Here is a 21,661-nt window from a genome sequence, read left to right as displayed (position 1 = left end):
CGTATAGCCTTAGCGAACCAAAACTTGTTCGGCGTTATTAAACAGATCAATATTGGAAATCACCCACTGATCGCCCACCTCGCCACCTTCTAATACTTCTATGTGACTCATGCTGCGGGCTCCGAGTAGAATGTCGGTGCGCTGGGCGATCTCGCCTTGCATGCTATAGACCACGCGCCCTCCACCACTATTAACGAAGGTGCCACGCTTAACCATTAACACGTCCGGGCGGTTTTCTAGCAGCACTCGCGCCGATAGCCGCTGGTTCTGGCGCAGGTGTAGCGCTGCATCTTGCGCGAAGCGTACTCGGGTCGCCACCTCACGGTTGTGTACCTCGGGTGAGATAGATGACAGCTTGCCCATCACCATCACGCCACCAATATTCAACTCGACATCCATGCCCAGTCCCAGTTCATCGGCATAACTTTCGGGGACAGCAAGCTCGGCCTCGAAGGCGCTCAGATCCACCACTGTGAGTATGGGTTGACTCTGGTCGATACGGGCTTTTTGCTCGGTTAACCAATTACCTATGATGCCGCCAACGGGTGCGGTGATATTCAACGCCGCAACTTGACGCTCCAACTCTGCTACGACCAATGCCTGCCGACTCACCTCTGACGCCGTGTTCTGCAACTCGAAGCTTAGGGTGTCCTTCATCAACGCCGCTTCTTGCTTAGCATGAGCAAACTGCAATTTGGCCTTATGCAGCTCATCCTTATTCTTTTCGTAATCAATTTTTGAAATCAGATCGTTTTCGATCAGTTGATCGCCGCGGCGGCTCTCTCTATCGGCGGCGTCAAGATCCACCTTAGCCATATCCAGTGTCTGTTGGGCCTTAAGTTGCTCGCGACGGGCATCTAACTTGGCACGCTCTAGCGTACTCTTCATCCCCTCTAGTAAAGCTTCTTGCTGTTTAAGGCTATTTGTCAGGCCGTGACTCTCTATGGTCGCCACCACTTGTCCCTGCTCCACCTTGTCACCTGGATGAGCGATAAGGCTAACCGTGCCCTTTTCTGGGCTGTAAAGGATCGGCGCATTGGCAGCCACTATTTTCCCTGTCGCCGCGATATCTCGAACTAAGGTACCACGCTCTAAGGTGGCAAAACGCAGCTCACTGCGAGCAATAGACTCGCTCACGCTACTGCCACTAACACTGGCCCACACCAAGCCTGAAACCAAAAGCACGCCAGCACCGATAGTCACCGGCCATTTAATACGGCGTCCGAGACTGGGCGCCACTTGCTTATCTTGTCCGCTGGTATCTTGAATCATTTCTCATCCTTAACAGTGTCCGTTAGCACAAAACCTCGCTATTTATTAATAGTGTTTACAATTGCCATGCCAAAACATATAATCACATCAAAATCAATAATTTAGAATTAATACTGGGTATATTGAGGAGGCGTAAATGTCCGCGAACACCTATAAGTGTCCGGTTATTGAGAGGCGAGTGTCCGATTCATGAGCGGGAAGTGTCCGTCTAACTGGAGTGAGCCAATCGGCTCAATTGGAGCAGGCGCTTTTGTGTTTACCCGAGCGCTTCCGAGAGCTTGTCTGAGTCATAGTGCTAACGCTCTAAGTGCATCACACTCAGCTCATTAGCGCCTATGTTCGGCCGTTAAAAGGCCTGAGCGAAAATGGCAAAGCTGCAGCCGGTGGCGACAAACCATGAGAGTGAACGTAAGGTGCTTTTATCCAGCAGATACAAAATATGGTAAGCCACCCGCGCAATAATATGCCCCACAGCAAGTAACGCCACAGTGTCATTCACCTTATCTAGCGCTATTACGCACAACACCGACAAGCCAAAAATCAGCAGCGATTCAAAGGCATTTTGATGCCCAGCGACCGCTCGCGCGCCAAAGCCGGTTAACTGCGCTTGCTGGGCTCTAGGCTGATGATTGTCATAGCCACCCAATTTTTCCATCGCTACCGCCACCGGCCCCTTGGCCAAATAAGGCAGTAACATGGCTAACAATAAACAAGTTAATAAAGTGGTCATGATGCATATTCCTTTTAGCAAATAACGGGCAAGGGGTTAGTCAGCGTACTTTATGAGCGCGCCTTATCCAGCGCTTGGCACAGCGCCTGGATACCTAGGATAGCGCGCGGCGCGGCGCGATGAAGTAAATCGGCATTAAGTTGATAAATGTGCTGCTGTTTTACCGCTGGGATCTCCTGCCAACTCGACCAGTCTACCCCATTAACATTGCCCTTATCTTGGCTTTGCAAAATCACCTGTGGCATCTTCAATAACACGGCTTCGAGGCTCACCTGCGGATAGGCGCTGGCTGCATCGGCAAACACATTTTCGCCATGACACACCTCGATGATCTGCTCTATCCAACTGCCTTTGGCCACCGTCATTAGCGGCGTCGACCATAACTGATAAAACACCTTTACCTGTGGCTTATCTTGATTTTGCTGTCGCAATTGTTGCAACTGCTGCAGATACTGGCTGGCCGCCTCTTGCGCCTGTGCCTCATGGCCGGTGAGCTGCCCCAATGCCAGTAAATCCTCTGCCACTGCGGTTAACGATTTAGGGTCGCTGTTATAAATGGGGTAGCCTAATTGGCTTAGACGCTCAATCTCTTCGGCCTTATTGCCACTGCCCCACACCACAATTAAGTCAGGGTTGAGCTCAATCACTCGCTCAATTTGAATCCCATAATAGCCACCGATGCGGGGGATCTGCTTTGCCGCCTCGGGAAAATCGGCGTGATCTGTGGTGGCGACAATATTATCACCCGCGCCAATGGCATAAAGCATCTCAACGCCATGGGGCGACAGGGCAATAATCTTGCTTGCCGGGGCCGCCAATGTCACGGTTGGCCAACTTAACAGCAGGGCTAACATCCACTTTTTTATCATTTTATTCTTATCCTTTAATCGCATCACTATCCTTTATACATCTTACGCTGCTTGTCAGGATATCCTCGGCCGCTAGCTGGAAACGGCTCATGGGGCTGCAACCTAAGCCTGACACAAACGACAACATACGTTCTTTTTCTGGATCACGAGTATATCGCTATGCGCTCTGTGGGGGAATCCACCCGCCATCGACAGGGGATGTACGGCTAACGCTGTGGACGTTCAAACATGTCGCCGCGCTTGATATACCACAGGGCTGTACGCGCAAGGAAAAGTATGGCCACAAAAACTAAGCCTCTATGTATTTGCATGCTGGCTGTTGCACCTTAGGTGCCGATTGAAGCCTTGAGGAGATCGGTATTTGAAGATAAAAACAGTCCATGTAAGCAAGCTTAAATGGACTGCGTTCTAGTAAGGTCAGGGGTAGATCTAGGCTAGGTATTAGCGAGTTTAAGCCCTGCAATACCCGCACAGATCAGCGCTAAACTCACCAACTTAAGCACGTTAGCTGACTCACCAAACAGGTATATTCCTAAAATAGCAGTACCAACCGCGCCGATCCCCACCCATATAGCGTAGGCCGTACCGACAGGTAACGTTTTCAGGGCCAAACCTAGCATTAGAAAACTTGCAACCAATGAAAACACCGTACCGACCGTAGGCCAAAACTTCGTAAAGCCATCGGTATACTTCAAGCCAATTGCCCAACTAATCTCTAAAAGACCCGCGATAAATAAAATGATCCAGCTCACATGCACCTCTCAGTTAGTATTGGGGCCGTCCCCTAACGAAATTAGAGAGGTGAGGTCGTCCCCACTTCGGAGTGCATGGCGCCACATCGACTTTGATACGCGCTACTGCCTAACCAAAAGCATTATACATACCACGAACATCAAACCCAATCGAGGATAATGTTAGGTGTTGAGATCACGCTTACACCTTTGCTATGTTCGCTCTCGCTACTTGTCTAGAATGAGATCAAACCCGCCATAAATGAGTCGCTTACCATCAAAAGGCATTGGGCAATTTTCTGGATGCATTCTAGAATCTTGCATCATTTTCTGCCACCCCGTATCTCGAATGGCTTTAGACGGCCAGATAATCCATGAAAACACCACAGTCTCATTGCTCTCGGCTTTCACCGCCATTGGAAATGAGGTGATTTCACCATCAGGCACATCGCTCCCCCACGTTTCAACAACCTTTAATGCGCCGAATTCTTTAAACATTTCCGCCGACATTTCTGCGTATTCAATATATTGTGCTTTATTTTCTGTAGGTACAGCCGCAACAAAACCATCAACATACGACATAGTTAAACTCCTTGTAATAAATGAGCAGAGTTATAACCATAGCTCAAAGACACGGGAGCACGGCGCTGTATCAAGGAGCCAAGACAATGGGTAAAGTCGGATTTCGGTTTATATGCTCTCTCATGCCTATATTTTGACAGGATAACGACTTGAAATAGCAATACGGTTCCATGTATTGATGACAATCGCAAGCCACTCAATGGCAGATATTTCTTCTTTCGAAAGTTGACTTGCTGCTTGCTTATAAATGGCATCAGGCAGTTGACCATCCCAGATCAGGGTGATTGCCTCTACAAGCTCCAACGCTGCACGCTCTTTTAGGGTAAAGTATTCAGTCTCTTTCCATGCGGCAACAACGGCGACACGATCAGCGGTCTCCTCGCTGGCAAGTGCGTCGCGCGCATGTAACCTGACACAAAAAGCACATTGATTTATTTGAGATGCACGCAAGCGCAAGAGATGCGAGAAACCTGTGGCAATGCCAGCATCAGTTATGGCGACAGAAGCAAGTCGATCAAGCTCAACGACTGCCTGATACAACGCTGGTGCCGACTTGCCAATATTCACTCGTTCAATCATGCGACCTCCTTACTTCTGTCTGACTCACATCCAATTTAACTGGACTATTAAGAATCGACTAAACCACCTTCACAGACCCAGAACTTCATACGCCACGCATTAACCATCGCTTGCAGCGCTAATGACTAGCGACTTAGTCGAATAAAACTTCCTTAAAATGGGGATTATCAACGACAATCGTTAGCTTTGCCATCGAGTCTAAAACAACCAATAAATCATCGTGTTCAATCTTGAGTTTTATGCACTCTTCACCTTGATGATTTTTTGCGGTATCAATAGCTTTGCCTGTGAACACCTCCCCCGATTTTAATGTGATTTCGACAGGATAATTAAACAAGCAAACTATCTCTATGTAATCATAATTAGCGCAACTCATCATAAACCGCGTCCTGCTCACTTGGATAGAGTAGGCAGAATAACACCACTTTCAGGTACGTGTCCCCAATGCTAACCTTAGAGGCAACCGCCAAATGAAATTGCCCTTAAAAGAGCCAAACGGTGGACTTCAAGGTTAAGCCAAACAAGATTGAGCCCATGCATGGCGTCCACTTAACTTTTATCAGCTTTGATTAATTAGTGAATAGATCGAAAATATTACCTAAGGCACTCGTCTTACCGCGATAAAATTCGGTATAAGTACAGTTAGTGCAAATTACAGCGGTAAATTTTCGGTTTTGCATATCAAATATTTTAGACCAACCACTTCCCGTCGTTGCAATAGTATCCGTATCATAATCACAACAATCACATTTGGGGCATTTCCAATTTTTAGACATATGAATTCCTTTGTTATAAATATTACCCAATAGATATCCAGACGTTATTAATCAACAACATAACTAAGTTCCTAACCAATATCAATACACATTGTCATGCCCTACATCGGCAAATACACTTTCAACGCCTACTGTTATTTATGAATAAGAAAAACGGTTTATTTGAGTCGAATAGTGAGTTTTATGATGCGGATGGCAAACTCTTTTGGCTAGAGCATTAACTATGCCTGTCTATGTATTCGCTACTTTTAAAAGCGTTGTTTAAAGCGAAAGAGTCAATCAATAAGCACTGAACGAGAGCCCAGAACAAATAGAAACTAAGGCAAAACCGCCTCGGTTAGCGAAGTACAGCCTTGACTAACCGGGGGCGTCCATATATGTCTATTTATTTTCTATAACTATGAATGATTTTTACCACTTTCATACGACTTAGCTTTAACAATCATAAAATAAAATACAAGGAAGCCTAACCAAGAAAAAAACAAAGTCAGAAAGAACCAAGCCAGTTTATGGTAACCGGATACAGCCTTTGACTTTAAAGATAAGATTAACGGCATAATAAAAAGAATAAGGGCAATTATTTGACCTAGTGAAGTAGCATTAATATCCATTTAAAACTCCTTACTTTTATTTACTTATAACGATCTAGTTCACGAGCCGAAGGTCTCGTGTAACGGCTTGTTCTTTACTTTCGGAGAGAGGAGGTTATCGCTACTCAATCCGTGAGTTCATATTCCATGCCCTTGGGGCTGATGTGAGCCCCCTGCGGCGTGAGGGAAGCATCGCTGCTTTACTTGAAGACTCTTGCAGGTCTCTTTGAAAGCTTCGCTTTACGAGCCTTAGCAAGGGCCTTCAAGCTACCATAAATAAGGCGTTTCTTCCATCGCGTTTGGCTCTATCTATGCCTTCGGCTAGACTTAAATATCACTTCTTTTTTGCTAAAAATCGTCTACCGCAGGTCAAGAACGCCCAATTAAGGGGTGAACAACGCCCCCCCCAAACCTAAAGCATTGTGCCATAAACACTAAATTTGAAGTAGAAGCAAAAATGCCGAGCGTTGTGAATCCCTCTTAAATTGCTTGTTATGTTAAAATATGTTCAACCCGCCCCACAGCACTATGCAAGCAATCAGCAATGGTTTAGTCCAAGCCCAAAAATTTAACGCATCAATAGATAACTTTGGTGTAAATATCAAAGTTAATGCCCAAGATAGTACAAAACTTGCTACGAATGACAGCCCACCAATGACCCAGCCTCGTTGAGAAATTAGAATAATGGATGGACCAAAAAGCATTACGGAAGTATATAGTGTTTGGAAAGGTGTCATAGATTAATCTCGAGAAAAACAACTTTAATTTTATCGTGCAACATTATGATTTAGTTAATATTTTTACATAACGCCTCACTAAGAGGCAAAAAATTGTTGGCTAAACTTAGCGACGAAGGAGCAAAAAGCCAACTTTTTTTTGTCCTGCTTGAGTGCCTTGTTAGCAGTTTTTATCTGATGTAGCTGTACTTTTACCTACGATAATTATCGTGACTAGATATACAATCCACAATACACACGAAGCATTGTATACCCAATCAGCCCTCCATGTGACTTGGAGTTCGCCTAAACGTAGAAACGAATCTGCAAGAGAATATAAGCATTGACTTATTAGCAAAAAACCAAGAACTTGAAAATACAACCGGATAGGATAAACAAGTTTTTGGTTCAAGACATTTTTAAATTCTTGCTGAATAAATAATTTCATGTACATCCTCGACTGCTAACGCCGCGTTCACCGGCTTGTCCGGTGCAACGCTTTGTTAGCTATTGCTGTGCATTCTAAAATAATACTATCTAAGATTCTTTCAAGCTTGCGATAGTCATAGCCAGAAACGATTTCATTCTGTTTAAGAAACGCTTTTTTATATTTATCTTTAGCTATCAATGAACCGTGATAGCATTGAGTATCTTCTCTGTAATTAGTCCATCGTATCTTTGCATCCCCGCCATTATCCAAATAGCATTCTATTGCAGCTGCCTTGCTATTAATATTTGATTTCGCTTCACTATTTGGTCCAATGGTTGGAAAGCAATTAAACTCGTCAAGGTCAGGCAATTTCATAATTCTCATATTTTTTGGTAGCTCAAGCTCTAAACAACGATTCATTGCTTGAACTCCTTCAACATCATTATCAAAGATCACTAGAACGTCATTCTGGATATTAATACTGCCTAAACCTTTAACAAAATTGAATAAGTTGCCTGTTCCCGTAAAAGGGTAGCCACCCTCCATATCAACAAAATAGAATAAGTCATTGATATGTGGCCTTAATAGGTCAATTGCTTTTCTCAGTATCCGTGAGTCAGACGTTCCTTCAGTTACTATTAGAAATTTGTTAGTAACCCCATGAGTAATTGCGTCGCGCTCCACCCACCCATTTCTTACTACTTCATCAAAGTTCCATACAACGGGCAACTCTAAGTTCAGTGGGCTTTCAGCGAGAACTCTCAGTTGAGAATATGGACAAAAATTCTCTAATAAAGCACTTAGATCCCAATGATCAAATGCAAAATCTAAATTTCGTGAGGAATAAATCAATTCTTGAATGTGTTGTGGAGCAAACTCGCCTGGCTTCGCCTTCTCACTAAACTCATTTGTTACTTTACTCACATCAACAGTTTTGAGGATTTTTAACACTTCCTCAAAGCTAATAGATAACGGGTCTTCATCACTAAATGGTGATGGGTTTTCAAACTGCTTCTTAGCATATTCGAGTGTGTAGCCTAGAAGTTCTAGCCTATCTTTGACCAGCTCTAGTTTAAGTTCATACCACTCTTTTTTGGCTTCATTCTCGGAATCATCATACGGGGAAGATAGAAGGCAGTTCTCCTGAAATAGTTCACTGTGACTCAGCAGAAGTTCATTTTTGCTCCAAGCAACTTCTAATTTCCCTAAACTTAGATCTGCATATGATCCCATTCCTTGTAACCCTTATAGATGACAAAATATACCGAAGATAGCTAACATTTTATTAGTGCGCATGCGCGTTTACCTCGTTGGACCAGTGAAAACGCGCACAGTTAACTATCTGTATGTAATGAACTTATCAGCATTTTGCTAAATACACCATCTGGAAAAACGCGCATGCGCGTTTTCCAAACCTATTATCTATTTAACGAATATTCTAAGAGATTGACTTTAAACACATTAATCTAAATTGAAATGAGAAAACGCGCATTAACATAGGATAAAAATCGTTCAAAACCCTTATGATTTTAATATGACTGTATACTGATCCAGTTTTTTTGATGGGTAGTAGTGGATTACATCATGCGGGTGTAGCGATAAAAATTTCTAGGCCAGAAAGTCTGATCGTTACTGAACCACCGACAACACGTTAACTCACTTTGGGGCAAAAGCTTCTTAGCCTTTAACTCACTAGTCGTATCAAATGAAGTCCAATCGAAGAGGCGTTAGGTAGAGGTGTAAGCGCGGTTTTGGCCTTCGAAATCATGGATGATTTCGCAGAGCCCACACGGACGTGCTTGCGGCGAGCCAAAAGAGCGCTTGCACATTACCCGCCGGGCAGGCGAGTAATAACAGTGAAGGTTCGACCTTCAAACACTTTCAATAAATGAAAATACAGCCAGCCGCTACTCAAACAAATGTCATCGTTCTTCATTCCAAGACCTGCAGACTTTGGGGCAAAATCTAATTAGCTTTTGAACTGGCAACTCACATAAAATACGGCTAAATCGAAGAGGCGTTAGAGATCGGTGTAAGCGCGGTTTTGGCCCTTGGTGGCATGGCCAAAAATGTTCCTTACATTTTTTTGACATTCCCTCCATCCATGGAGGTCAGATGCCGGCGTGGAGCGTATAGGGATGGCGCACAACGATATCCCTATCTAAAAGCCAGTTCGACAATCCCAGTCTCTCGTTCGTTAGCATGAAGCGACACTTCACTCACCGAGCCAAAAAAGCGTTTGCACATAAAGCCTGCAGCAGGCAATTAACAACCATGAAGGTGTGGCCTTCAAACACACTTAACAAATAAGATACGGCCAAATGCTACTAAAGTTAATCCCAAAAATGCCAAGCCTTCATTCCAAGACCAGCACACTTTGGGGCAAAAGTACCTTAGCCTTTAACTCACTAGTCCAAACTCTCTCTAACTTAATAATCAAATCCGATTTGCGCTTTAACTCCGGCCTCAAAGGCATGTTTTATCGGCTGCACTTCGCTCACAGTATCGGCTAATTCAATAATGGCGCGATGGCACGCCCTGCCAGTGATGATCACATGTTGCATCGGCGGCCTATTTTTAAGAGCCTCAAGAACGCGCTCGAGCTCAATATAGTGATAGCTCACCATGTAGGTCAGCTCATCGAGTAAAATAATGTCGATACTGTCGTCTTTAAGCAAGGTTTCGGCCGCTTCCCAAGCGCTTTGCGCCGCGGCGGTGTCTTTGGCTTTATCTTGTGTCTCCCAAGTAAAGCCTGTGCCCATGACATGAAACGCAACCCCGACTTTTTCTAATACGGCGCGTTCACCACAGGGCCAATTGCCCTTGATAAACTGCACCACGGCGGCTTTTTTGCCGTGACCCACTGCGCGGGTAATATTGCCAAAGCCGCCTGTTGACTTGCCTTTGCCGTTACCGGTTAACACTAACAGCACGCCCTTTTCCGTTTGCGCCTGAGCAATTTTGGCATCGACCGCCGCCTTCACTTTTTGTTGGCGCGCCTTATGACGCTCGGCTTTATCCTGCTCTCTGCTGTCGTGATCGCGCTCAGGGCTGTTATCAGTGCTGCTCTGGTGATTGTTTTCACCCTTGTTAATATCCGTCATCATCTTTGTCTCTTGTGTGGTATCGCCGTGATGTAACGGCTTGTAATTGGGTTAATTTTTAAAGCTAATACTCAGCTCACCTTACTTATATTGGGCTCATTTTATACTGGCTTAAACGCCAGCGATGAGCTGCTGCAGCTTATCCATGTCCATATTTTCGGCCAACATATCGGCTAAGCGATCTAACTGTTGCTGCCTAAGCTCATCGATATCGATGGCGGGGGCGTGGGTCATTCCCGCCCAGCGCAGCAGTAGCTGGCACGCCTTGGGCTGATCAAAAATGCCATGCAGATAGGTGCCCAATATCTGCCCATCGACGGATAAATAGCCATCTTCGATATCAACCCCATGATTGCCATCATCGGCGCGCAGATGCAGTAGGCTTTGCCCCTGACCTAAATGTTGGGATTGACCACAGTGGATCTCATACCCACTCACCTTGGCTTGTTCGCCTAGCAAATTCAATACGCCCGATACCTGCGCCAAACGCTTAGTGGCGGTTAATTCGGTGACCAGCGGCAAAAGCCCCAGCCCCTCACTCTCGCCAGCCTCGCCCTCGACACCTAACGGATCGTCAATGGCCAGCCCCAGCATCTGATAGCCGCCGCAGATCCCTATGACCTTGCCGCCATACCTAAGATGAGTTTGCAGCAATGTGTCCCAGCCATTACCCAGCATAGTGGCTAAATCTTGGCGCACGCTCTTGCTGCCGGGTAAAATAATCAGGTCCGCTTGGGGCGCCGTGCCATCAAACGCAGATGTGACGGTTAAATAACTAAACTCAATATCAGGGTGTAAGCGCAAGGCATCGAAATCGGTATGATTGCTAATGCGCGGCCACACCAATACCAACACCTTAAACTTAGGATGAGTAGATTTTTGCGGCGCGACCATTAGGGCATCTTCGGCGTCCAGATAAAGGTCATTGAGATACGGCAGTACCCCTAATACAGGTTTGTTGATCTCAGCTTCTAGCCAATCTAATCCCGATTGCAGCAGGCTAATGTCGCCGCGAAAACGGTTAATCACCACCCCTTTAATTCGCGCACGCTCGGAGTCGGACAACAAGGCCAAGGTACCAACGATATGGGCAAACACGCCGCCTTTATCGATATCGGCGATCAAGATAACCGGGCAATCGACCGCTTCGGCAAAACCCATGTTGGCAATGTCGCCCTCACGTAGATTGATCTCTGCAGGGCTCCCCGCCCCCTCGACCATGACGAGCTCATACTGCGCCGTTAACCTTGATAGCGAGTCGAGCACAGCTGCCATCGCCTTGGTGCGATACCCTGCGGCATTTTTGCCAAAATAGGCTTGACCGTCCATATGGGAAAGGGCTTTACCTTGCACTATCACCTGCGAGCTGGTGTCGGAACTGGGCTTTAATAAAATAGGATTAAAATCGGTGTGCGGTGCTAAGCCACAGGCCACCGCTTGCAACGCCTGCGCGCGGCCAATCTCACCACCATCGGCGGTCACCGCGCTGTTTAACGCCATATTTTGCGGCTTAAAGGGCGCCACCTTGACCCCGTTACGGGCAAAGTAACGACACAGGCCAGCCACTAAGGTGCTCTTGCCTGCATCTGATGTGGTGCCCTGCACCATCAAGACGTTGGCCACGGCTTTATTTTGCATAGCATTGTTATTGGATTGACTCATGGTCTCATCATCTTATTGTTTATCCCTTTAAGCGCATCGGCAGGCCAGCGGTGACTAAGGTCACCTCATCGGCAAGGGCCGCTATCGCCTGATGCAACCAACCGGCTTCATCGACAAAGCGCCGGCTCAAGGGATCGGCTGGGACTATGCCGCTGCCCACCTCATTAGAGATTAAAATAACATCGCCCGGGAGCGCCGTAAGGGTTGCCAGTAACTGCGCCTTCACCTGCGGCCAGTCGTGCTCGTCGCTGAGCAACTGATTGGTCAGCCACAAAGTAAGGCAATCGACTAAGATCACCTGCTTAGCGTGAGCCTGCTGAGCCAAACATTCACTTAAATCCAGTGGACACTCAAGCATACGCCACGCAATCTCATCGCCCGCACGCTCGGCTTGATGACGTGCAATCCGCGCCGTCATCTCATCGTCAAAGGCCTGGGCAGTGGCGATAAATAACGCCTCGGCGCCGCGGGCAACATAGTGCGATACCAACGCCACACCATGGCTGGATTTACCACTGCGCGCACCACCTAATACCAAATGGATCATAGGGTGATGGCCAAGATAAACAGGTAACAGGTAAGCTCTGCCACCTGCTGCGCCGCGCCTAAGGTATCGCCCGTGTAGCCACCAATTTGACGCCTAAAACCGCGGATAAGCAGATAACGTACCAGCAACAGCAAGGCGCACAAACTCAGCGCATTGGCGATGCCCGCCACCCATAAGGTGATCACTCCGCTGGCCAGCAATATCAGCAACTCATTGACGGTTTGCGATTGTGCCAGCGGCTTACTCTTACTGCTGGCATCTTCACGCACATAAGGCTCAGAAAAAATCAGCGACGCCGCCACGACTCGGCTAAGGCAATGGGCCACTATCAGCGCCGCCGCCACTAAATCGGCCTGATACAGGGCGATTTCGCTGAGCAGCACAAACTTAAACAACAGCGCAAACACTAAGGCCAACACGCCATAGGTGCCGACCCGCGAGTCTTTCATGATGTTGAGCTTATCTGCCAGCGACCAGCCACCGCCAAAACCGTCGGCGGTATCGGCGAGGCCATCTTCATGAAAGCCGCCAGTCACCAGCACACTGGTTACCATCGCCAAGATGATGGCAACGCTGCTGGGCAGCACCATGCTGGCCAGCGTATAAACCAGCGCGCTTATCGCCCCGACTAGCACGCCCACCAAGCCAAAGTAACGGCTCGCCTGATTGAGCCGCTGGCTGTTAACCTCGACCCAGCGAGGCATAGGAATGCGGGTAAAAAAGCCCATGGCAATCAAAAATAGGCTTAACTCTTTCTGCAGCATCTGCTTCACTCCCGTCCGCTTGCCCTGTTAGTGCAATGTTCTAAATCGCTGGTTAAATGGATTAAATCGCGATGCCAACATCTTGCAGGCTCGCCATCTCGTTATAAAACGCCGCAGCAGCGCGCACTAAGGGTAAGGCCAGCGCCGCCCCCGTGCCTTCACCTAAACGCATCTCTAACTGTAATAGCGGCTCAGCTTGCAGATGTTGCAGCATCAACTGATGCCCAGCCTCATCTGATTGATGGGCAAAAATCATGTAATCACGCGCCGCTGGGGCGATGGTCACCGCCAGTAGTGCGGCTGCGGTGGCAATAAAGCCATCGACCAAGATCAGCATTTTCAGCTCGGCCGCCGCCAACATGGCACCGGTCATCTGCACAATTTCAAAGCCGCCCAGCGCCGCCAATATCTGCTGTGGTGTGTTTAATTGCCCTTGATGTAGCTGTATGGCTTGAGTGATTAAGGCCTGTTTACGCTGCAAGGTTTCGCTGTCGATACCAGTGCCGCGCCCAACACAAGCGGCGACATCCACAGGTAAGAGCGCCGCCATAATCGCCGCCGCCGAGGAGGTATTGCCAATGCCCATCTCGCCAAAAGCAATGAGATTTGTGCCATTGTCATGATGCAAGGCCACCCGCGCCTTCGCCATAGCAAAGCCTTGCTCAACACAGGAAGCTGACATGGCCGCCTCGAGATGAAACGCGCGCGTGCCGGCGCCAAGGCGCTGATCGATAAGCGCCTCATGGCCTGTAACTGGATGGGCGATACCACAATCGATCACCTCCATCTCAAAGCCTGCTTGGGCACAAAACACATTGATGGCCGCGCCGCCATGCAGAAAATTAAGCACCATCTGGGTGGTCACTTCGCTAGGGGCAATCGACACGCCCGCGCTGGCAATACCGTGATCGCCGGCAAACACCAGCAGCTTAGGCTGCTTAATCGTCGGACACGTTGCCCCCAGCACCTGCGCCACTTGCAGCGCCAAGGGTTCGAGTCGGCCTAATGCGCCTAATGGCTTGGTTTTACAATCGATTTTTTGCTGAATCTCGCCATCAAATTGGTGGTTCACCGGCGTTACGCTAAACATGGGTTATATCCTTAACGGGTCTGCAGCTGGCCTCGTCTTTAGCCGCGGCGCTTGCTGCCTAAAATAAACAAGAAAAACACACTGCCGATCACCGCGGTAATAATGCCGATAGGCAGCTCTTGGTAACTCAGCAAGCAACGGGCTAATACATCGACCCAGATCATAAACAGCCCGCCCACCAAGCCTGTGGTCAACAAGGCGAAGCGACCAGGCAGCAACAGGCGCACCATATGCGGGATCATCAAACCCACAAAGCCGATTCCGCCACAGTTAGCCACCAGCACGGCTGTGATTAACGAGCACAAAAGCAACATGGCTAGGCGCAGGCGCTGCACATCGATCCCTAAAGTGTGGGCGGTTTCATCACCGGCTTTCATGGCAACTATCTGGCGTTTAAACAGCAAGATGATCACAGTTGCGCCGGCCACCACCAACAAGGGCAGCCCCAAGCCAGACCAACTGGCCTTGGCAAAACTGCCCAAGCTCCAAAACAGCACAGAGGCAGCCGCCTGAGGCCCCGAAAAATAGAGTAATAAACTGGTAAGCGCACCAAACATAAAGGAGATCGCCACCCCAGAAAGCAGCATGCGCTCGATTTGAGTGCTCATGGCGCGGCCGCACAAGGCCAATACCATCAGCACTGCGAGACTGGCGCCAATAAAGGCGCCCATCGGCAGGCTGACGCTGCCAAGCCATGATATGGATAAGGCGTTCGATAGCGCGCCCGCACCGCCAAACAGGGTAAGCACCACTACGGCACCAAAGGAGGCGCCAGAAGAGATGCCAAACAGATAAGGGTCGGCCAGTGGATTGCGGGTCACAGTTTGCAGCACGGCGCCGGCGATGGCTAAACCAAAACCGGCGATAAACGCCAGCACGATGCGCGGCATCCGCAGCTCCATCACAATGCGGGCGGTGACGCTGCTTGGACGCTCGCCGCCAAGGGTGGCCAGCACCACATCGACCACTTGGTTAAAGTCGATGTGCGCCGCACCAAAACTGGCGGCTAACAGCGGCGTCATTAGGCTTAATACCCCAAACCCTGTGACCAATAGCAGGCCGCGCCAAAGACGCTCGCTGGCCGATAATCCGGGCGAGCGCATCATGGCGTCTCCCCTTGGGTGACATTATGGTAGCCATAAAAGTAATTAATTTGCGGATTACCGTGTTGGGGGTGCGGGCTCACTTGGCAGCACACCTCAAAGACCTCTGCAATACGCTGCTCAGTCAACACCTCATTGGGGCGGCCTTGGGCAACCGCGTGGCCTTGGTCGAGCAGCAGCAATTGGTCACACAGGGCGCTGGCTAAATTAAGGTCATGGATCGAGATAACCACCGTCATCTCTAAGCTACGCAGTAGCTCTAAGATCTGTATTTGATAACGGATATCTAAATGATTGGTGGGCTCATCGAGGATCAACAGCTTGGGCTTTTGCACTATGGCGCGGGCGATCAACGCCCGTTGTTTCTCGCCGCCAGAAAGTTGCTCATACCCTTGGTCGGCCAACGCGGTTAAACCTACTGTGGCTAAGGCGCGGCGCACCTCGTGCTTGTCTTGGTCGCTGGTGAGCGAAAACGCTCCCTTATGGGGCGTCAGCCCTAACGCCACCAGCTGCGCCGTGGTCATGTCAAAATGGTGCGGCGTGTCTTGCAGCACCACCGCCACTTGCTGGGCAAAGGATCGCGCCGAAAAGTCGCTCACCGCTCGGCCAAATAAAGTGATATCGCCTTGGCTTGGGGTCAAATAACGATATAGACAGCGCAGTAAGGTGGATTTGCCGGCGCCATTAGGGCCGATGATCCCCAGCATTTGACCTTGGGGCAGTTCGACACTGACATCAGCCAAAATGGCGCGCTCGCCCACGCGCCAACTAAGGTGTTGGGCAGATAACGCCATAGGGATTGACGTCACAGGCTCACCATCCAAGCCGCAAAGCAATAGGGTAAAATGTGTTGCGACCGCGTAGGTGTCGACCTGCCGCTGTCAAGCGGGGCTAGCGCCCCAAGTCGATTGTTCATCTTTAGCTCCCTCAAGTCACCCGCTTGAGTCATTAGGCTATAGCATAAGGCAGGTATCCTGACTTGTGGTTGCAGACAAGGCCAATTGCCTTACTCAACACACTCACAGTTGCGGGTACAGTTTGGGCTGATGACCTTAGGTCACTCCCCAATTCCCTATTAAGTTTGAGTTACTCGACCCACGTTAAGTGAGTCGCTGCTCAACACCTTACGCTCGGCGTCATCTGTATGCTAGACACCTAAAATTGTTGGCTATTATGCGGTATTTCCCCTAGGAGGCAAACCACCTTTTGTATTTGCCGCGCTGGTTAACGACAAACGCTGGTAACTAACGCCCCAACATTGAGCTTAACCATTAACTCCAATGCAAGCGCCAATAGCCTTTACCATCGTTATCGACCAAGTGGCTTAACTTAACCACACTGGCATAATCGAGACTTAACTGGGTATAGAAGCCGACTTCGCCGCGGATCCCCAGCGCCAGCCCCATCAAATGGCGGATAACCCCACCATGGGTAATAAGCAGCAGGGTATTGCCACTGTGCCTATGTAACACTTGCTCGATACAGGTCTCGATACGCTGCTCAAAGGCATCTAGCGGCTCACTGCCTGGCAATGGTGCGCGCCAGGGATCTTGCCAGTAGGCGTTAAGCGCCTCGCTATGCTCAGCGAACAAGGTATCAATCATCTCACCGTCCCAGTCGCCAAAGTCAATCTCCATCAAACCCGCCTCGACATGGCAAGGTAACTGCTTTTTTTTAGCGTAATACTCGGCAAACCCTTGGCAGCGGCTTAGGGGGGAGGTCACCAGCGCATCTATCGTCTCGGGTAATTTAGTCGCACAGGCCAGTTGCATCTGGGCAAATCCCAGCTCACTCAAAGGTAGGTCGCTTCGGCCTCGCAACACATTGCCGCCCTCGCACTGACCATGGCGCATTAAATAAAAAATCGTTTGTGTCATTGGCTTACCTTGATATTTGTCATGCCGTGGCAGCATACGCCGAGACAAGGCGACAATGCAATATGGTTCACACTGCCCCGCGGGCTGCCATTGTGCCAAAATAAACATCACCCACAGGCTAAGCGGCAGCCTATAAGCCACTGGGCTAACGAGGGGGAAAACTGATACTCTTTTGACTTGCCCTAAGCCTAATAAGTCGCTTACTATAGCAATTACTATAGACGTCTATACGTTTATACATCTAAAAATAATAGCAGGGTGATCACACCCTCGTCGCACTGCATCGGCAGTCGTGAACATGCATCGAGTAGGATATAGGTAGAATTTTATGGCGACCCGACCCCCTGTTACCCCAATAAGACAGATAACAGCGCAGATCAGCGAGCAGCTCGAATCACGTATTTTAATCCTCGACGGTGCCATGGGCACCATGATCCAAGATCATAAGCTTGAGGAAGCCGCCTTTCGCGGCGAGCGTTTTAAAGACTGGCCCTGCGATGTCAAAGGTAATAACGATCTGCTGGTTCTGACTCAGCCAGCCATTATCAAAGATATCCATAAACAGTACCTACTCGCTGGCGCCGATATCATCGAGACCAATACCTTTAACGCCACTCGTATCGCCATGGCCGACTACGAGATGCAAGATCTGTCTGTTGAAATTAACCTTGAAGGCGCGCGTCTTGCCCGCGCCGCGGCCGATGAAGTCAGCGCAGAAACGGGGCGTGCGTGTTATGTTGCCGGGGTACTAGGCCCCACCAACCGCACCTGCTCGATTAGCCCAGATGTTAACGATCCCGGTTACCGTAATGTCAGCTTCGATGAGCTGGTCGATGCCTATATTGAGTCGATTGAGGCGCTGCTTGAAGGCGGTGCCGATATCATCATGGTGGAAACCATCTTCGATACCCTCAACGCCAAAGCCGCGTTGTTTGCTATAGAAACGGTATTTGAACAGCTTGCGCTGCGCGTGCCCATCATGATCTCAGGCACCATCACCGATGCCTCGGGCCGCACCCTCACAGGGCAAACCACCGAAGCTTTTTACAACTCGCTGCGCCACGTTAAGCCACTGTCGATTGGCCTTAACTGCGCCCTTGGCCCGCAAGAGCTGCGCCCCTACGTGCAAGAGTTGTCAAAAATTGCCGAATGTTATGTGTCGGCGCACCCCAATGCGGGGCTGCCTAATGAGTTTGGTGGCTATGATGAAAGCCCCGAAGAGATGGCAAGCGTTATTGGTGAGTGGGCCCAAGAGGGCTTTTTAAACATTATTGGCGGCTGCTGTGGTAGTACACCGGCCCATATTAGCGCCATTCGCGAGGCGGTTATCTCCCATGCGCCGCGAGCGCTGCCCGACATCCCAGTGGCTTGCCGCTTGTCGGGGCTTGAGCCACTGACCATAGATGCCAACTCGCTGTTTGTGAACGTGGGCGAGCGCACCAATGTCACCGGCTCGGCTGCCTTTTTACGGCTGATCAAAAATGGCGAATATGAAACCGCCCTCAGCGTCGCCCGTGAGCAGGTAGAAAACGGCGCGCAGATCATCGACATCAACATGGATGAAGGCATGCTCGACGGCGTCGAGGTGATGCAGAAATTCCTTAACCTTATCGCCTCAGAGCCCGATATCAGCCGGGTGCCGATTATGATCGACTCCTCTAAATGGGAGGTGATAGAGGCAGGCCTTAAGTGCATTCAAGGCAAAGGCATAGTCAACTCCATCTCGTTGAAAGAGGGCGAAGCGCAATTTATTCACCACGCCAAATTGGTTAAACGTTATGGCGCCGCGGCCATCATCATGGCGTTCGATGAGCAAGGTCAGGCAGACACCAAGGCACGTAAGATCGAGATCTGTACCCGCGCCTATCGGGTGTTAGTCGATAAGGTGGGCTTCCCGCCAGAAGATATTATTTTCGACCCCAACATCTTCGCCATTGCTACCGGTATTGACGAGCATGACAACTACGCCGTCGACTTTATTGAGGCCACGCGTGAGATCAAACGCACCCTACCCCACGCGATGATCTCGGGCGGGGTATCGAACGTGTCGTTCTCATTCCGTGGTAACAACCCGGTGCGTGAGGCGATTCATGCCGTGTTCCTCTATCATGCGATTCAAGCGGGAATGGACATGGGGATCGTCAACGCGGGTCAGCTGGCGATTTATGACGATATCGACAGCGAGTTAAAAGCGCGCGTCGAAGCGGTTGTGCAAAACCTGCCCTGCCCAGTGGCAGATTCAAATAACACCGAGCAACTACTTGAGATCGCCGAGAAGTTTCGCGGTGATGGCAGCCAAGCGGCCAAGAAAGAGGATTTAGAGTGGCGCAGCTGGGAGGTGAGCCAACGCCTTGCCCATGCCCTAGTGAAAGGCATTACCGACTTTATCGATGAAGACACCGAAGAAGCAAGACAGCAGGCGACTCGGCCACTGGATGTGATTGAAGGACCGCTCATGGATGGCATGAACGTGGTCGGCGATCTCTTTGGTTCGGGCAAGATGTTTTTGCCCCAAGTGGTCAAATCGGCGCGAGTAATGAAAAAAGCGGTCGCCTACTTAAACCCCTATATCGAACTGGAAAAAGTCGAAGGTCAGTCTAACGGCAAAATTCTGATGGTCACTGTTAAAGGTGACGTGCACGATATCGGTAAGAACATCGTCGGCGTGGTGCTGGCCTGTAATGGCTATGAGGTGATCGATCTGGGGGTGATGGTCCCCGTTGAGAAGATCATCGAGGTCGCCAAGGCGGAAAATGTCGATATCATCGGCATGTCAGGCTTAATCACCCCGAGTCTCGATGAGATGGTGCACAACGTTAAAGCCTTCCATAAGGCGGGGCTTACCATTCCGTCGATCATCGGCGGCGCGACCTGCTCGAAAATTCATACCGCGGTTAAAATCGCGCCCCACGCTCCAACGGGCGCCATCTATATTGCCGACGCATCACGCGCCGTGCCTATGGTATCGAAACTTATCAGCAATGAGACGCGTCAAGCCACTATCGATGCCACCTATGATGAATATCAGATGATGCGCGACAAGCGTAACTCACAAGAAAAACGCAAACAGATCATCCCCATTGCCGCCGCGCGCGACAACCGCTGCCAGCACGATTGGGCCAATTACACCCCATTTGTCCCTAATCAACTAGGGCGTCAGGTGTTCGATGACTACCCACTGGAAGACTTAGTCGAGCGTATCGACTGGACCCCGTTTTTCCGCAGCTGGGAACTGCATGGCCATTTCCCGAAGATCTTGGACGACAAGGTGGTCGGTGAAGAAGCCCGTAAGCTATTCGCCGATGGTAAAGCCATGCTTAAGCAGATCATCGACGAAAAATGGCTTACCGCCAAAGCGGTTATCGGCCTGTTCCCCGCCAATACCGTTAACCATGACGACATTGAGCTCTACACCGACGAAACCCGCACCACAGTGGAGATGACGACCCACCACCTGCGGATGCAGATAGAGCGCGTAGGCAACGACAACTTCTGCTTGGCTGATTTTGTCGCCCCCAAAGACTCAGGCGTGGCCGACTACATGGGCGGTTTTGCCGTCACCGCAGGTCATGGTATCGACGAGCATATTGCCCGTTTCGAAGCCAACCACGATGACTACAACGCCATCATGCTCAAATGTTTAGCCGACCGTCTGGCCGAAGCCTTTGCCGAGCGCATGCACGAGCGAGTGCGTAAAGAGTTTTGGGGCTACGCCGCCGATGAAGATCTCGATAACACGGCACTCATTCGCGAAAAATACAAAGGTATCCGCCCAGCACCGGGTTACCCCGCCTGTCCAGATCACACCGAAAAGGGCTTGTTATGGGACCTGCTTAAGCCAGATGAAACCATTGGGCTTAATATTACCGAAAGCTACGCCATGTTCCCCACCGCCGCGGTATCGGGTTGGTACTTCGCCCACCCGCAATCACGCTACTTTGGCGTGACCAATATTGGCCGCGATCAAGTGGAAGATTACGCCAAGCGTAAGGGTATGAGCATAGAGGAAACCGAACGCTGGTTAGCGCCAGTATTGGATTATGATGTTTAGTGGGAAGTGATCTGGAGTCATCACCTTGACTCCTTTGATCACCCAAACTTCGTTTGAATATTAGTACTGAGGCTTCGCCTCACTAACCCATACGGCCTTACGGCCAAGGTAAGTCGCATCTGTTTATGGATCGGAAGCCCACTAGAGCCTCAGACGCAAGTCCATCATCTAGATGGATGAAAAACCCA

19 protein-coding genes and 1 riboswitch are annotated in these 21,661 nt (G+C 49.5%); of the genes, 1 reads left to right on the top strand and 18 read right to left on the bottom strand.

Going from position 1 to position 21,661, the window contains the following annotated elements; all coding sequences use genetic code 11:
• Positions 1-9: 9 nt before the first annotated feature.
• The 18 genes from DVO77_RS05830 to DVO77_RS05740 form a co-directional block, all read right to left on the bottom strand.
• Entirely contained in the window at positions 10-1,272 is a 1,263-nt protein-coding gene (locus DVO77_RS05830) for an efflux RND transporter periplasmic adaptor subunit (RefSeq protein WP_119977665.1), read from the bottom strand.
• 346 nt (positions 1,273-1,618) lie between these two features.
• Complete coding sequence (locus tag DVO77_RS05825; protein WP_119977664.1) at positions 1,619-2,002, bottom strand: MAPEG family protein; 384 nt, start codon at positions 2,000-2,002, stop codon at positions 1,619-1,621.
• 50 nt (positions 2,003-2,052) lie between these two features.
• Positions 2,053-2,871, bottom strand: coding sequence for a cobalamin-binding protein (locus DVO77_RS05820; RefSeq protein WP_110457303.1), 819 nt, complete (start codon positions 2,869-2,871; stop codon positions 2,053-2,055).
• A gap of 434 nt (positions 2,872-3,305) precedes the next feature.
• A complete protein-coding gene (gene sugE, locus DVO77_RS05815; RefSeq protein WP_110457302.1) occupies positions 3,306-3,623 on the bottom strand; it encodes a quaternary ammonium compound efflux SMR transporter SugE in 318 nt (105 codons plus the stop codon).
• A 207-nt stretch (positions 3,624-3,830) separates the two neighbouring features.
• The gene (locus tag DVO77_RS05810; RefSeq protein WP_110457301.1) at positions 3,831-4,184 is read right to left on the bottom strand and encodes a DUF1428 domain-containing protein; all 354 of its coding nucleotides are present in this window, start codon (positions 4,182-4,184) and stop codon (positions 3,831-3,833) included.
• Positions 4,185-4,310: 126 nt separating this feature from the next.
• Entirely contained in the window at positions 4,311-4,763 is a 453-nt protein-coding gene (locus DVO77_RS05805; protein WP_110457300.1) for a carboxymuconolactone decarboxylase family protein, read from the bottom strand.
• 133 nt (positions 4,764-4,896) lie between these two features.
• On the bottom strand, positions 4,897-5,139 hold the full coding sequence (locus DVO77_RS05800) for a Rho-binding antiterminator (protein WP_275426006.1): 243 nt from the start codon (positions 5,137-5,139) through the stop codon (positions 4,897-4,899).
• 193 nt (positions 5,140-5,332) lie between these two features.
• Positions 5,333-5,539, bottom strand: coding sequence for a zinc ribbon domain-containing protein (locus tag DVO77_RS05795; RefSeq protein ID WP_110457298.1), 207 nt, complete (start codon positions 5,537-5,539; stop codon positions 5,333-5,335).
• 398 nt (positions 5,540-5,937) lie between these two features.
• On the bottom strand, positions 5,938-6,150 hold the full coding sequence (locus tag DVO77_RS05790) for a hypothetical protein (protein ID WP_119977663.1): 213 nt from the start codon (positions 6,148-6,150) through the stop codon (positions 5,938-5,940).
• A 1,170-nt stretch (positions 6,151-7,320) separates the two neighbouring features.
• Positions 7,321-8,508 carry a HEPN/Toprim-associated domain-containing protein gene (locus DVO77_RS05780; protein WP_119977661.1) on the bottom strand — a complete coding sequence of 396 codons (1,188 nt, stop codon included), beginning with the start codon at positions 8,506-8,508 and terminating at the stop codon, positions 7,321-7,323.
• Between the two features lie 1,196 nt (positions 8,509-9,704).
• On the bottom strand, positions 9,705-10,382 hold the full coding sequence (gene cobO, locus DVO77_RS05775) for a cob(I)yrinic acid a,c-diamide adenosyltransferase (protein WP_373317383.1): 678 nt from the start codon (positions 10,380-10,382) through the stop codon (positions 9,705-9,707).
• 108 nt (positions 10,383-10,490) lie between these two features.
• Positions 10,491-12,041 (bottom strand): cobyric acid synthase, encoded by a 1,551-nt coding sequence (locus tag DVO77_RS05770; protein ID WP_119977660.1) that lies wholly within the window; start codon positions 12,039-12,041, stop codon positions 10,491-10,493.
• Between the two features lie 19 nt (positions 12,042-12,060).
• On the bottom strand, positions 12,061-12,588 hold the full coding sequence (gene cobU / locus DVO77_RS05765; RefSeq protein ID WP_119977659.1) for a bifunctional adenosylcobinamide kinase/adenosylcobinamide-phosphate guanylyltransferase: 528 nt from the start codon (positions 12,586-12,588) through the stop codon (positions 12,061-12,063).
• A complete protein-coding gene (locus tag DVO77_RS05760; protein ID WP_119977748.1) occupies positions 12,585-13,352 on the bottom strand; it encodes an adenosylcobinamide-GDP ribazoletransferase in 768 nt (255 codons plus the stop codon). Before DVO77_RS05760 ends, cobU begins: the two co-directional genes overlap by 4 nt.
• A gap of 61 nt (positions 13,353-13,413) precedes the next feature.
• A complete protein-coding gene (gene cobT / locus DVO77_RS05755) occupies positions 13,414-14,442 on the bottom strand; it encodes a nicotinate-nucleotide--dimethylbenzimidazole phosphoribosyltransferase (protein WP_119977658.1) in 1,029 nt (342 codons plus the stop codon).
• A gap of 38 nt (positions 14,443-14,480) precedes the next feature.
• Positions 14,481-15,545: a FecCD family ABC transporter permease gene (locus DVO77_RS05750; protein WP_119977747.1), complete on the bottom strand. Its 1,065-nt coding sequence runs from the start codon at positions 15,543-15,545 to the stop codon at positions 14,481-14,483.
• A complete protein-coding gene (locus DVO77_RS05745) occupies positions 15,545-16,339 on the bottom strand; it encodes an ABC transporter ATP-binding protein (protein WP_119977657.1) in 795 nt (264 codons plus the stop codon). The genes DVO77_RS05750 and DVO77_RS05745 overlap by 1 nt, the downstream gene beginning before the upstream one ends.
• 153 nt (positions 16,340-16,492) lie before the next feature.
• A riboswitch (cobalamin riboswitch) is annotated at positions 16,493-16,663 on the bottom strand.
• A gap of 153 nt (positions 16,664-16,816) precedes the next feature.
• Positions 16,817-17,422 (bottom strand): histidine phosphatase family protein, encoded by a 606-nt coding sequence (locus DVO77_RS05740; protein WP_162924152.1) that lies wholly within the window; start codon positions 17,420-17,422, stop codon positions 16,817-16,819.
• A 328-nt stretch (positions 17,423-17,750) separates the two neighbouring features.
• Between DVO77_RS05740 and metH the strand changes: the two genes are divergently transcribed.
• Positions 17,751-21,473 carry a methionine synthase gene (metH, locus tag DVO77_RS05735; protein WP_119977655.1) on the top strand — a complete coding sequence of 1,241 codons (3,723 nt, stop codon included), beginning with the start codon at positions 17,751-17,753 and terminating at the stop codon, positions 21,471-21,473.
• The last annotated feature ends 188 nt before the right edge of the window (positions 21,474-21,661 follow it).

This window comes from Shewanella algidipiscicola (genome assembly GCF_003605125.1).
Taxonomy (GTDB): Bacteria; Pseudomonadota; Gammaproteobacteria; order Enterobacterales; family Shewanellaceae; genus Shewanella; species Shewanella algidipiscicola.
This window is presented reverse-complemented; position numbering and strand designations above follow the sequence as displayed.